Genomic DNA, 13,369 nt, shown 5'->3' with positions numbered 1-13,369 from the left:
AGAACGGATTCTTCGGGTATCAGGGGTGATCGCGCCGAGAGGACAGGCCACCGAGCATGGTGTTGTACGCCTCGAGTTCGGTATCACCTTGATCGTCGATTCGGCGGTCTCGTTGTCGTGCCGCGTTCTCGTCGGCCGCCGACCACCGGACCGCGGCGAGAACCGCGGCAGCGAGCAACGGTAACTCGCCGATGCCCCACGCAAGAGTGCCGCCGCGCCGCTGGTCGGCCAGCAGGTCTGCGTTCCAATCCAGACGCAGTCCGCTGTAGAAGCTCGCTCCGAGCGCGGTCTCGAGATCGATCGTCACGACGAGGAAGAATGCGAACCCGGCCAACGCGGTGATACTCGCGAGCAACTTCGTCAGTCCCGCGATCGGTCTCGGTACCGGGTCTTCGCCGACCGTGCCCCAGAACATCACCATCCCGACGGTCAGGAACCAGCCCTTCATCACCATGTGTGCCACATGCGAGTCGGCGACGGTGTCGAACACTCCGCCGGGGTAGATCAGGTAGAAGCTGCTCAGGAACACCGTGGTGCTGACCCACGGGTGGATTGCGATCCGGGCTGCTCGGCTGTGCCATGCAGCCCGGAGCCATTCGCGCGAGCCCGGTGCGTCGGCTGCCGGCGCGGTCGGCAGGACCGAGGCGAACAAGGTGGCCGGTCGGCCGAGGACCAACAGCAGCGGCACGGCGATGGCGACCGCGGTCAGTCCCGCCATGTGCACGCTGAACATCGCCGGGCTGTAGAGCCCGACCCCGGACGAGGTCGCCACGAGCAGCACCGCAGTGCCCATCAACCAGCTCGCGGTCCACCGCCGCCGCCATGGCAGGCCTACCCGCCGACGACGCCGCACGGCCACCAGATACACAACAGCCGCGATCACGGCCGCGGACCCGAACACCAGGTCGAAACGCCACTCGAACGCCAACCGCGCAGCGGTGGGCGGGCCGTCCAACACGTAGCCCAAGGCTTCTTCGTGCGCCTGAGGTAGCGAGGCGTCCTGCGGCGGGGGCGGGGGAGTGCGACCGAGTGCGACCGCCAGGCCCACTGTGGTGACGAGAACGAGGGTCTCGATCATCGACAACGTGATCAGGGATCTGCGGTTCTCGGGATCGTGAGCCAGAGCGCCGACCGTTCGTCGTCGCTGTATCCACCCGAGGGTCCCCACGATCGCCAGGGCTGCGATCTTCGCCAGTATCAGAGCGCCGTACGTCGAATCCCACAGCGACGTCACGGGTACTCGCACGGCAGCGTTGACCACTCCGGAGACCGCCATGATCACGAACGCAACCAGAGCGAGCGTCGAGTAGCGGCGGGTCGCGACGGCAAGGTGTCCACCCCCGCGCAGCGCGTGAGCGAGAAGTGCGAGGAGTCCGCCTACCCACAGTGCGGCGGCGAGGATGTGCAGGATCAACGAGTTCGTCGCGATGTCGTGATTGCCGCCGGTCGAGGAGTGGCCGGTGACCGCGCGCGGGATCAACGCGAGCATCGACAGGGCGAACAAGGCGGGGGTCCATCGATGCCGCAACACCGCCGCGCATGCTGCGGCGGTGATCGCCGCGATCGCGGCGGTGATGGCCCATGCAGTGGAGGCCTCGACATCGCCGATCGCACCGAGGAACTGCACCGGTTGCGCCGCAACGGATCCGACAGGTTGACCCGACGCGTCCGAGAGCGTCAGCGGCACCAACGCCGCTGCGCACACCGCCCACACTGCGGAGGCCTTCGCCGCGGTGCGGACGGCGATGTACCCGTCGATGTCGAGCACACCCGACATTTGGGGAGGAACGAGGAACGCTGCGAGAAGCAACGACCCCACCGCCACGACCGCGGCTACCTCTCCGAGCGCGGTCAGCGCCGGAATACCGTAGGTCGTGATCGGTCCCGGATCGGGAAGCCCGAGCAGAATCAGCGCCTGCGACGTCGACAACGCCGCGAGCGCAGCGGCCACCACTGCCGCGATCGCGGCCCACAGCAGCATCACCTGCGAACCGGAGCGTCGATTCACCGGACCGCGGGTCGAGAGTGCGGCTTCGGTGGCCATGTCGTCGGTGGCCATGACGCGGCACCCCTTACGTGGATGATGTGTGGCGGGAAAACTGTCGGCCGGCAATATCGGCACGGCTGCGCGACCGAGTCGCGCAACCGAGATCGAACTACTACGAATCATAGTTCTGCGCCGACGCAGTGCGGCCGCGCGGGCAGCAGCTTCCAGCGAACACGACACTTGCATATATGCGCATATCGCAATATGTTGTGTTCCTGCTATCGAACCACGCCGAGAAGGGGTACCCACGATGGGACACGGACATGGCCACGGGATAGAGCCGGGATCGCCGGCGAGCGCATCCGGTAAGCACCTCGGGCGACTGTGGATCGCTGTCGGTCTCGGGGCGGTTACGTTGGTGACGCAGGTGGTAGTGGGTCTGTCCACCTCGTCGCTGGCGTTGTTGTCCGATTCCGCACACGTGTTCACCGACGTGTTCGGGGTCTTGATGGCGATCGTGGCGATCACACTCGCACAGCGGCAGTCTCGCAAGACCGGCCGCACGTTCGGACTGTATCGAGCCGAAGTGTTCGCGGCTCTGTTCAATGCAGTGCTGCTCTTCGGTGTCGCTGGGTGGATTCTCTACGAAGCCGCGCAACGCATCACGAACCCACCGGAGGTGCCCGGGATTCCGGTCATGTTGGTGGCACTGCTCGGTCTGGCCATGAACCTGATCGCGTTCCTCCTTCTGCGTAGTGGTGCGAAAGAGAGCCTCAATGTTCGGGGTGCGTATCTGGAGGTGATGGCGGACATGCTCGGCTCGATCGGAGTGCTCGTCAGCGGACTGGTCACCGTCGTGTTCGGGTGGCGGTACGCCGACCCGGTCATCGCGGTCGCCATCGGGTTGTTCGTTTTGCCGCGTGCATTCACTCTGGGGCGTCATGCCGTACGAATTCTGCTGCAACACGCTCCGTCGGGCATCGATGTCGCCGCCGTGGAAAAGGCCCTGACCGGTGTCGACGATGTCGAAGAGGTACACGATCTGCACATCTGGACACTGACGTCGGGGATGGAGGTCGCTTCGGCGCATCTGACGGTCGCCCCGGAGGCCGAGACACCCCGGGTGCTCGCTGCAGCGCAGCAGGTTCTCCGCGACGAGTTCGGTCTCGAGCACGCCACTGTGCAGGTCGAACCCCAGGAAGGCGAAGGCCGTTGCCGAGAGGTCAATTGGTAGGCAGGTCTCTGGTAGGCAGGTCTCGACCCGGTGCGAGATCGGCACGCCGTGCTGTCGTCGACACGGCAGCGATGTACCGGAACCGGCACCAGTCGGGTGGGGGCACAGAGTGGGTCCTCGATTGCCGCACATCGGCCCGGTCGACACCGTTCACCCCGAACCCGTCCACCTCGCATGTTCGGCCGCCCGGTGATGGATCAGTCGACTGTGAGGGTATCTACGGTTCTGGTCACGGCGCGGTTCGGCAGTGGCTCGGTAGCGGGGCTGCGCATGACCGCCCCGTCGGTGATCGAGAAGGCACTGTTGTGGCAGGGGCACTCGATCGTGCCGTTGCGGACTCGGTTCACTGTGCACCCTTGGTGAGAACAGATAGCCGAGAAGGCACGGAAGGTACCGGGTTCCGGTTGGGTGACGACGACCTGCCGGTCGGCGAGCACGATTCCACCGCCGACAGGAACATCGTTCACCGACAAGGTGATGGGACCGTCGGAAGCGGTGTCCTCACCGGACGGGGCTTCGCCGACGCTGCATCCGGCGGCAGCCAGGCACGCTGTAGCGCAGCTCGTAGCGAGAAAAATACGGCGCGGTAGCGCCGGGATGTTGTCGCTCATGCAGCAGGTTCCCCTCGGTGCGCCTCGGTGCGCCTCGGTGAGCGAGAGGCGACGATCGCTTGTCGGTGGTTGTGGTCGACTATGTTTCGAGCCGTTTCGGTGTCGATCACTCTCACTGTTCGAGCGAATCAGCATGATTGTCCTGTCGCGAATGTGTCTGCACTGCAGGGCATTCGATTCGAGCACCGAGGTATCTCATGCAAGTTCACGATTCGGCGCTGTCGGGCACTGCGGGCCGAGGGGTAATCTTTGTGGCCTCTCGCGTGAACAGTGCCGCCCCGATCATCAGCACCACCCCGCAGGTGATGTAGATGTCGGCGAGGTTGAATGTCGGCCACCAACCGGTGTGAAAGTAATCGGTGACCGCGCCGTCGAGGAGCCGGTCGAGGACATTCGAGAGTGCACCGGCGAGGACCAACGACAGCGCTGCCGTGGTGACCGGACCCGCGTGAGGCGCGGTACGCCACCCGTAGATCGCCAACCCGGTGGTGATCGACGCCGTCACGGCGACGACGACCCACACGGGCAGAGAATCACCCAGGCTGAACGCCATTCCGCGATTGAAGGCCAGTCGCAGCTCGAGTATCCGCAGCGGAATCGTCGAGCCGGGCAACGCCGCCTGCGCCCAGTAGTCGACCAGTAGAGCGGCAGCGACCAGAGCCAGGACAAGGGCGGTTGCGGCGGCGCGGAGCCGAGCGGTGGCGATGGGGGAGCGGGTCACTGGTCCTCGTTCTCGGGTGTACACCGTGCGTACGTCCGGGTGCACCGCAGACGGTGCAGGTGACCCCGGATTTGCCAACACTTGAAATACTATGCACCATAGTAGTTGATGAATACCGTCGATTTCTCCGCCACCCGATGCGTCGTGTCGCCGTGAGGGCGGCGGCACCCTCGTCATGAGGGCGATGCCCGATGCCGAACCCGGGCCCGGACCGTCCTGCGTCGACCGAGGTCGAGTGTGGCGGCTGTATCGGACAAGTCGAGGTGAAGGGCCCCGAACCTGGGCACGTCTGACCGCAGCGGCAACTTCGGGGCTGGCGATGTACGCCACGTTCCCGCCCATCGATCTGTGGTTTCTCGCTCCGGTAGCACTTGCAATGCTGCTGTTGGCTGTGCGCGGGCGAGGGGCGCGTGCGGGGGCCGGCTACGGCTTCGTTGCCGGCTCGGCGTTCTTCGTGCCTCTGTTGCCGTGGGTGGGGGAGTACGTCGGGTCGGTGCCGTGGCTGGCGCTGGCTGTCGTTCAGGCCCTCTTCGTGGCGATGTTCGGCGCGGTAGCGGATCGGATGTCGCGACTGCCGTGGGCGCCGGTCTGGGTGGCGAGCGCCTGGGTGGCGATCGAAGCTGCGCGCTCACGTGTCCCGTTCGGCGGATTCCCCTGGGGCCGCATCGCATTCGGTCAATCCGACGGGCCGCTGCTGCCTCTGGCTGCGTTGATCGGCGCGCCGGGGTTGTCGTTCGTCGTGGTGCTGATCGGGTCCGCTCTGGCCGGTGCCATCGCTTCCGATCGGTTCACCCGCAGAACTGCAGCAGCGTCGTGCATGGGTGCGGCCACTGTTGTAGGGGCGCTCACGGTGGTGGCTCCACTGTTCGCTCCGCCGCCGCAGGACACGGTCACCGTCGCCTTGGTGCAAGGCAACGTCCCGCGGCTCGGTCTCGACTTCAACGCCCAACGTCGAGCAGTGCTCGACAACCACGTTCAGCGCACCATCGAGCTCGCCGACGACATCGACTCCGGCCGCGTACGCGTACCCGATCTGGTCATCTGGCCGGAGAACTCCTCCGACATCGATCCCCTGCGCAATCCCGATGCCGCGGCGGGTATCGATGCCGCAGCCCGCGCCGTCGGAGTGCCCATTCTCGTCGGCACGGTGCTACGCCAGGGCGACGGCACCACCACGAACACTTCGATCGTGTGGGATCCGGTCACCGGCCCAGGGCAGAGGCACGACAAACGTCGACTGGTGCCGTTCGGGGAGTACCTGCCGATGCGCACGATCGTCACCGCACTCTCTCCCTATGCCGCCCAAGCAGGACGCTTCGTTCCGGGTCAGGGCAACGGCGTCGTCGACCTCGCCGGAGTGCCCGTCGCGGTGGCCACCTGCTACGAGGTCGCCTTCGACGCATTGCTCACCGACTCCGTTCGCGCCGGTGCCCAGCTGATCGCAGTGCCGACCAACAACGCCACCTTCGGTCGGACGAACATGACCTATCAACAACTCGCCATGTCGCGGGTACGGGCGGTCGAACACGGGCGCAGCGTCGTCGTTTCGGCCACCAGCGGCGTCAGCGCCGTCATCGATGCACGCGGGGAGGTCGTCGAGCGCACGGAGCTGTTCACCCCCGCAGCTGTCGTCACCGAGGTGTCACTGAGCACCACGCTCACCCCGGCGACGATCACCGGCAGCGTTCCGGAATGGATTGCCGCTACCGGCGCTGTTGCGGCACTGGCGTTCTCGCTGCTGCGCCGACCACGCTCCACCACACCGAACCCGCAAACTACTATGTCGCGTAGTATTTAGATGGTGGTCGGTGAAGGGTGTGCGGAGATGACGATCGACGAACACCCCAGTGCGCACTCGCCGGGACTGGTGCGCAGAACGGTGGCGATGCTGCGCAACCGGTGGCGACAACTGACGTCGATGCGGACAGCGCTGGTGCTGCTGTTCCTCCTCGCCGCCGCAGCAATCCCCGGCGCATTGCTGCCGCAGCGCAATCTCAATACCCAGGCCGTCGATGCCTACATCGCCGCCCGCCCGGCTCTCGGGCCGGTGATGGACACACTGGAATTGTTCGACGTGTTCGCAAGTTCCTGGTTCACCGCGATCTACGTCCTGCTGTTCGTGTCTCTGATCGGCTGTCTGACTCCCCGGTTGATCGAGCACGGTAAAGCTCTTCGCGCACAACCTGTTCGAGTACCCCGAAATCTCACTCGACTACCGTTGCATCATTCGGGCACCCTCGCCGGCGACCCCGAGAAGGTGATCGCCGACATCGCGCCGCACTTGAAAGGGTGGCGTACCGTCGTGCGGCCCGAGCCCGATGGGGCACTGACCCTCTCGGCCGAGAAGGGCTACACCCGCGAGGCCGGAAACCTGCTCTTCCACTTCTCGCTGATCGGCCTGCTCGCCGCTATCGCCATCGGCAAACTGTTCGGCTACGAAGGCTCGGTCATCGTCATCGCCGACAACGGACCCGGTTTCTGCAACACCTCTCCCGCCGTCTACGACTCCTTCCGCGCCGGCAACAGCACCGACGGCACCGGCCTCGAGCCGTTCTGTATCCGGGTCAAGGACTTCACCGCCGACTACCTCGAGAACGGTCAGGCCGAGATGTTCACCTCGAACATCTCCTACCAGAGCGCCGACGACATCGCCGCCGACACCTGGCGCGACTATCAACTCAAAGTCAACGAACCCCTCCGGCTCGGCGACGAACGCATCTACCTCACCGGACACGGCTACGCCCCCGAATTCACCGTCACCTTCCCCGACGGCCAGACCCGCACCGAAGCCCTGCAGTTCCGCCCCGACGACGCCACCACGTTCCTCAGCAGCGGCGCGCTGCGATTCGACCCACCCGGGGGGACCTACGCCACCGCCGACGAACGCCGCCGAGGGCAGATCGCCATCGAAGGACTCTTCGCGCCCACCGCGCAATTCAACGGAAACCTGCTCTCCTCCCGCTTCCCGGAACTGGTCGATCCCGCTGTGGCAGTGGACATCTACAAAGGCGACACCGGTCTCGACACCGGCATCCCGCAGTCGATCTTCTCCCTGGACCAGGAGATGATCAACCAGGGACGGCTGGTCAAGCAGGACCGAGTCAACCTGCGGCCCGGAGAATCGACAACCCTCACCGACGGCACCGTCGTCCGGTTCGACGGGGCCAAGGAATTCGCGAACCTCCAGGTCGGATACGACCCCGCGCAGCGGTGGGTGCTCGTGTTCGCGGTCACGATGATGACCGGACTACTGATCTCCCTGGTGATCACCCGCCGTCGTGTCTGGTTTCGGATCCACCCTGCCGAACACGGCCGCGCGGGCGTGGACATGGGCGGACTGGCTCGCACCGATCACGCCGGCTGGGGACCCGAATTCGAGACCCTCCGGTCGAAGATCTGGCCGCACACGCAGAGCCTGTCCGAGAACCACGACAGAGAAACGGTGTAACACCATGCCGATCGACGACACCCTCGCCCGTTGGAGCGACATCAGCTTCGAGACCGCGTTCGTGGTCTATCTCCTCGCCGCGATGGCGTTCCTCGGCCAGCTCGCGACGACCCGTGCGGCGACACTGCACAACACGGAGCGACTGCGCACGCGAATAATCGCCGCGACGTCGACGACACCCGGTCGCATTCCCGACGCACCCCGGCGGGTTCCGTCCGAACGCCTGGGGCGCACAGGCCTCGGGCTGGTGATGGTGGCGCTGACGTTGCATGTCGGGTCGATCGTTCTTCGCGGGATCGCCGCCAGCAGGCCGCCGTGGGGCAACATGTACGAATTCGTCTCGGTCACCTGCGCGGCCGGTGTACTGGCTGCACTGGTGGTGCTGCGCTCCAAGCAACTGCGCACCCTGTGGTTGTTCGTCCTGGTACCGACATTGATCCTCCTGTTCGTCGCCGGCACCGTGCTGTACGCCAACGCAGCACCGGTGGTACCGGCACTGCAGTCGTACTGGCTGCCGGTGCACGTCTCCATCGTCTCGCTCGGCAGCGGGGTGTTCTTGATCTCCGGGGTTGCAAGCGCGCTGTTCCTGATCCGCATGAAGCATCCCGAGGCCTCGGGGAGCAGAATGAGCCGAATCGTCGCCCGTCTGCCCTCCGCGCAGACACTGGACATCGTGGCGTACAAGACCACGATCTTCGCATTTCCACTCTTCGGCGTCGGCGTCATCCTCGGTGCCATTTGGGCCGAAGCCGCATGGGGCCGATTCTGGGGCTGGGACCCGAAAGAAACGGTCTCCTTCATCACCTGGATCGTCTACGCCTCCTACCTACACGCCCGCGCCACCAGCGGATGGCGCAACACCCGCGCAGCATGGATCAACATCGCCGGATTCGTAGCGATGCTGTTCAACCTGTTCATCATCAACATGGTCGTCTCCGGCCTGCACTCCTACGCAGGCCTGAACTGATGACTCCCGCTACGTGCCCTCCAGCGCGTCCGCAAGGTCCTGCGGAATGGGCATCGGCGACATCAGTCCCGCCTCGACCCGGCCGGTGTTACCGGCCGGGTATCGCCCCGACCACGATCCTGGAGCAGCGACCACGATCCGAATCAACTGGCCCCAGGATTCGCGCCGATCATGTTCTACCGCCGCAGCTTTCAACATCGCGGCGTGGTTGCGAGCATGCAACCGTCAACAGGGCTGCGAGAGGATGTGTGCTCGTTCGAGGTGGTACCAGCGCACCTCTGTTGTCGATGCCCGTGCTGCTGCGGTCATGTCGATCCCGTAGAGCCTGCGTGCAGTCCGATCACCGCCCGCAGGTCTCTACCTCTGTCCGCGGAAGAGTTCGCCGTACGCGGGGGTCGATGTGCAGCAGGTACATCCATCCGAGCACACGGAGCTGCCATCGTCTGCTCCGACCGCCGACGGTGACGTTGCGGTGGTGGAGGCCAGTAGGTTCCCAGATGCGAGAGGTGCGGTGTTCCTCGGCGTCGGAGCCGGAGCGCAGCAGGCATCCTCGAAGGCCGCTGCGGGTGCGATCGTGACGTTGAGGGCACCGGACGCCGCGGGCGGGGGCACGAACCCGTCCAACGGTGTGGTGCGGGCGGCGCGAATCGCATTGGCTATGACCAGGACTTCGGCGAGTTCGTGGACGAGCACCACAGTCGCCAAACCGAGGACACCGGTGGCAGCCAGTGGGACGAGCACGCCGATGATGGCGATCGACAAGGCGATGTTCTCGATCATGATGCGCCGGGCGCGTCGAGCGTGGGCCAGCACCTGCGGTAGATGCCGGAGGTCTTCCCCCATGAGGGCAACATCGGCGGTCTCGATGGCAACGTCGGTTCCCATGGCGCCCATGGCGATACCGACATCTGCGGTCGCCAAGGCGGGAGCGTCGTTGATGCCGTCGCCGACCATGGCAATCTTGCGTCCGGCCGCGATGTCGGTCAGCAGGGCCGCTTTGTCCTCGGGCAGTAGTTCGGCGTGGACGGCGGTGATGCCCGCCTGGGTCGCCAGAGCCTGCGCAGTGAGCGCATTGTCGCCGGTGAGCATCGCAGTGTCGATACCGAGCGCGGTGAGTTGGCGGACAGCCTCGGCGGCCTCGGGCCGCAGTTCGTCGCGGACGGCGATCGCAGCGATCAGAACTCCGGCGCGTTCGACGAGAACGACTGTGGCACCGCCGCTCTGCAGACGAGCGACGTCGGCGCGGAACACCTCGGAGCTGGGGTGTGTGTCGAACCAGCTCGGTTTCCCGAGCCTGATCGCGGCACCGTCGAGGGTGCCGGTCAGGCCGTGCCCGGCGATGGCAGTGACATCATCGGCGGCCGCGACGGTCGATACGGAGGCCAGTACGGCGCGGGCGAGTGGATGCTCGCGGCGCGCTTCGAGCGCAGCAGCAACGGCCAGCGCGGCGTCGCGGCTGATTCCCGCAGCGGTGACGACGTCGACGACCTCCGGTCGTCCTGCGGTGAGGGTGCCGGTCTTGTCCAAGGCGACGACGCGAATGCGGCCCAGCTCTTCCACTGCTGCACCGCCTTTGATCAATGCCCCGTTGCGACTCGCAGCCCCGATCGCCGCCACCACCGACAGCGGCACCGAGATGGCCAACGCGCACGGTGATGCCGCGACCAGGACCACCAGTGCGCGTTCGAGCCACAACATGGGGTCACCGAGCACCGCACCGACGCCGGCGACGAGTACGGCGAGAATCATGATCGAGGGCACGAGCGGACGTGCGATACGGTCCGCCAGCCGTTGGCCGGCCCCTTTGCGGTCCTGGGCCTGTTCGACGATGCGGACGATGCGAGCAAGCGAACTCTCCGATGCCGGCGCGGTGACGGTGACCTCGATGGCCCCGCCGCCGTTGATGGCACCGGCATGCACCTCGTCACCGACACCGGCTTCGATGGGCACGGACTCGCCGGTGATCGCAGACACGTCCAGATTCGTCGAACCGCGAGCGATGGTGCCGTCCGTGGCAGCTCGCTCACCCGGCCGCAGCACCATGATGTCCCCGATCACGACATCGTCGGGGGACAGGGCCTGCTCGGTTCCACCGCGCAGGACAGATACCGTCGGCGGCACCAAGGACAGGAGTGCGCGCAGTCCGCGGCGGGTCTTGGTGACCGCGTATTCCTCGAGCCCCTCGGCGACGGAGAACAAGATACCGAGCATCGCGGCCTCGGGGATCTGGCCCAATGCGATGGCACCGAGCAGCGCGATCGTCATCAGCGTGCCGACACCGATGCGTCCGTGTCGCAGATTTCTCACCGTCGCGGGAACGAAGGTGACGGCGGCGATCGCGGCAGCGATCAGAGCGCCGACGGTCGCAACCGCATCGGCACCCGTTCGACCGAGCAACCACGATGCGCCCAGGATGATCGCGGCGGCCGAGGCGAGTTGCAGCTCGCGGACCTGCCACAACCTCGGGAGTGCATCGGTTGGAGCTGGACCTCCCGTGCCCGCACCGTCAGCAGTGGATTCGGTGGTCGGCGCTGCCGGGGTAGGTCCGCAGCACGCGTCAGCCATGATCGACCCCGGTGACTTCAGCGACGATCGAGGTGGTGGGCAGTACCTCGGTCAGTGTCGCGAGCAGTCGGGTGCCGCGGTCGGTGAGCGCATACATGACCAACTTTCCGTCTCTGTTCGATGTGACGGCGTCCGCGGCTTTGAGTTTGCGGAGATGGTGGGAGACCAGCTTCTGGCTCTGTCCCACGATCCACGCGATGTCGCAGCCACACATCTGCCCGCCGGCGTTCAACGCGAGCGCGATGGTCAGTCGGGTGGGGTCGCCGAATGCTCGGGCAGCGTCGGCGACCGGTTCGATATCGCCGAGCGCGGGCAGAGTAGCGCGCACCCTCTCGGCGTGAGGGAGGTCCATACACAACAGATCGCACGAGTCCAGAGGTTCCAAGGCCATGGGCACAATCTAACAATCATGCGATCGTTAGGGAAGGACCATTAGTCAACGTTCGCACGATTGTTAGTGTCATAGCGGGTCGAAACGCCCATATCGGGCCCATTGATCAGTCCGAACGAATCGAGAAGGTAGTTGTATGAGCCGAGCGTTGAAGATTTCCTTGTCCCTGGTGATCGTGTTCGCCGCCGCGTTGGCTGTATTTCTGGTGGTGGATCGATCGGGGTCTCCGGATGCTGCCGCCGCCGAGCAGGCCGCGACCGACCCTGCCTCGATTGCGGTGCGCGAGAACAGTCATCGGTTGAACTCGGTGCCCGACGGCCGGGTCACGTTCGTGGAGTTCCTCGACTTCGAGTGCGAGGCCTGCCGATCGGCCTACCCGGCGATCGAGCAATTGCGTGAAGAGTACGGCGACCGGGTGAGCTTCGTGGCCCGCTACTTTCCGATCGCCTCCCACTTCAATGCCGAACGAGCCGCACGCGCAGTCGAGGCCGCGGCCCAGCAGGGCGGATTCGAGGCGATGTATCAGCGCATGTACGAAACGCAGGCGCAGTGGGGCGAACAGCAGGTTCCGCAGGACGAGTTGTTCCGCAGCTTCGCCGTCGAGCAAGGGCTCGACATGAGCGCCTTCGATGCCGCCTACACCGACCCTGCGACGCTCGCGCGCATCGAGGCCGACGTCGCGGACGGGATCGCGCTCGGCGTGCAGGGCACCCCGACGTTCTTCCTCAACGGCACCAAGATCGAACCCACCACCTACGGAGACCTCGCCGATGCCCTCGACGCTGCACTCGGCTGACCCCGCAGCCGCTCTCACCCGACGCAGCGGACCGTTCGCCCGGGGCCTGCCCTGGCTGCTACTGGTGGGCGGCCTGATCGGCCTGACCGCCGCGTTCGTGCTCACAGTAGAGAAGTTCGCTCTGGCGCTCGATCCCGCCTACGCCCCGACCTGCAGCATCAACCCGGTACTCAACTGCGGATCGGTGATGGACACCCCGCAGGCGTCTGCGTTCGGATTTCCCAATTCCCTTCTCGGGATCGCAGGCTTCGCCGTCGTGGCGGCAGTGGGTGCCGCCCTTCTCGCCGGTGCGGTGTTCGCGCAGTGGTTCTGGGGTGCAATGCAGGTCGGTGTCACTGCTGCCGCAGTCTTCGTGCACTGGCTGATCGCGCAGAGCCTGTACGAGATCGGTGCCCTGTGCCCGTACTGCATGGCGGTGTGGGCGGTCACCGTACCGATCTTCTGGTACGTCACGCTGCGCAACCTCGACCGCGCCAGGTCGAAATCCGCTCTTGGGCAATGGTTTCGGCCATGGCTTGACTCGCTGATTCGCAATCACTCGATTCCACTGACCGTGTGGTTTCTCGTCCTCATCGCCCTGATCGCGCAGCGTTTCTGGTCGTACTGGTCCACGCTCCTATGATCCGCGACGTACCGTTCGCCCCTCTGC

The 13,369-nt window shown here is 65.6% G+C and carries 11 protein-coding genes and 1 pseudogene; 6 read left to right on the top strand and 6 right to left on the bottom strand.

Features of this window, described 5'->3' with window-relative positions:
* Positions 1-19: 19 nt before the first annotated feature.
* Positions 20-2,059: a cytochrome c oxidase assembly protein gene (locus tag CH274_RS24875; protein WP_032371001.1), complete on the bottom strand. Its 2,040-nt coding sequence runs from the start codon at positions 2,057-2,059 to the stop codon at positions 20-22.
* A 238-nt stretch (positions 2,060-2,297) separates the two neighbouring features.
* On the opposite strand from CH274_RS24875, the gene CH274_RS24870 reads away from it, so the two are divergent.
* Positions 2,298-3,221 carry a cation diffusion facilitator family transporter gene (locus CH274_RS24870; protein WP_032370892.1) on the top strand — a complete coding sequence of 308 codons (924 nt, stop codon included), beginning with the start codon at positions 2,298-2,300 and terminating at the stop codon, positions 3,219-3,221.
* 197 nt (positions 3,222-3,418) lie between these two features.
* On the opposite strand, the gene CH274_RS24865 is transcribed toward CH274_RS24870, so the two are convergent.
* On the bottom strand, positions 3,419-3,832 hold the full coding sequence (locus tag CH274_RS24865; protein WP_032370893.1) for a Rieske (2Fe-2S) protein: 414 nt from the start codon (positions 3,830-3,832) through the stop codon (positions 3,419-3,421).
* A 205-nt stretch (positions 3,833-4,037) separates the two neighbouring features.
* Complete coding sequence (lspA, locus tag CH274_RS24860) at positions 4,038-4,553, bottom strand: signal peptidase II (protein ID WP_052053813.1); 516 nt, start codon at positions 4,551-4,553, stop codon at positions 4,038-4,040.
* A gap of 319 nt (positions 4,554-4,872) precedes the next feature.
* Here lspA and lnt point away from each other — a divergent pair, with 319 nt between their 5' ends.
* Genes lnt through ccsB form a run of 3 tightly spaced genes read left to right on the top strand, consistent with a single transcriptional unit; the run spans position 4,873 to position 8,968 of the window.
* Entirely contained in the window at positions 4,873-6,351 is a 1,479-nt protein-coding gene (gene lnt, locus CH274_RS24855; protein ID WP_094721993.1) for an apolipoprotein N-acyltransferase, read from the top strand.
* Between the two features lie 27 nt (positions 6,352-6,378).
* Complete coding sequence (resB, locus tag CH274_RS24850) at positions 6,379-8,001, top strand: cytochrome c biogenesis protein ResB (RefSeq protein WP_032393456.1); 1,623 nt, start codon at positions 6,379-6,381, stop codon at positions 7,999-8,001.
* A gap of 4 nt (positions 8,002-8,005) precedes the next feature.
* Positions 8,006-8,968: a c-type cytochrome biogenesis protein CcsB gene (ccsB, locus tag CH274_RS24845; protein ID WP_032370894.1), complete on the top strand. Its 963-nt coding sequence runs from the start codon at positions 8,006-8,008 to the stop codon at positions 8,966-8,968.
* Positions 8,969-8,977: 9 nt separating this feature from the next.
* Here ccsB and CH274_RS24840 read toward each other — a convergent pair.
* From CH274_RS24840 to CH274_RS24830, 3 genes and pseudogenes are all read right to left on the bottom strand, one after another.
* Positions 8,978-9,277, bottom strand: a pseudogene (locus CH274_RS24840) (DUF3703 domain-containing protein).
* Between the two features lie 48 nt (positions 9,278-9,325).
* Complete coding sequence (locus CH274_RS24835; protein WP_094659248.1) at positions 9,326-11,533, bottom strand: heavy metal translocating P-type ATPase; 2,208 nt, start codon at positions 11,531-11,533, stop codon at positions 9,326-9,328.
* Positions 11,526-11,924, bottom strand: a complete 399-nt coding sequence (locus CH274_RS24830) for an ArsR/SmtB family transcription factor (protein ID WP_032370896.1) — start codon at positions 11,922-11,924, stop codon at positions 11,526-11,528. The genes CH274_RS24835 and CH274_RS24830 overlap by 8 nt, the downstream gene beginning before the upstream one ends.
* Positions 11,925-12,060: 136 nt before the next feature.
* Here CH274_RS24830 and CH274_RS24825 point away from each other — a divergent pair, with 136 nt between their 5' ends.
* Both CH274_RS24825 and CH274_RS24820 read left to right on the top strand, forming a co-directional pair.
* Positions 12,061-12,720 carry a DsbA family protein gene (locus CH274_RS24825; RefSeq protein ID WP_032370897.1) on the top strand — a complete coding sequence of 220 codons (660 nt, stop codon included), beginning with the start codon at positions 12,061-12,063 and terminating at the stop codon, positions 12,718-12,720.
* The gene (locus CH274_RS24820) at positions 12,695-13,342 is read left to right on the top strand and encodes a vitamin K epoxide reductase family protein (RefSeq protein ID WP_032370898.1); all 648 of its coding nucleotides are present in this window, start codon (positions 12,695-12,697) and stop codon (positions 13,340-13,342) included. The genes CH274_RS24825 and CH274_RS24820 overlap by 26 nt, the downstream gene beginning before the upstream one ends.
* Positions 13,343-13,369: the final 27 nt, after the last annotated feature.

It is taken from the genome of Rhodococcus sp. 06-418-5 (genome assembly GCF_002258285.1).
Classification (GTDB): domain Bacteria; phylum Actinomycetota; class Actinomycetes; order Mycobacteriales; family Mycobacteriaceae; genus Rhodococcoides.
The sequence above is the reverse complement of the archived record's forward strand: the minus strand, read 5'-3'. Positions and strand labels throughout refer to the sequence as shown.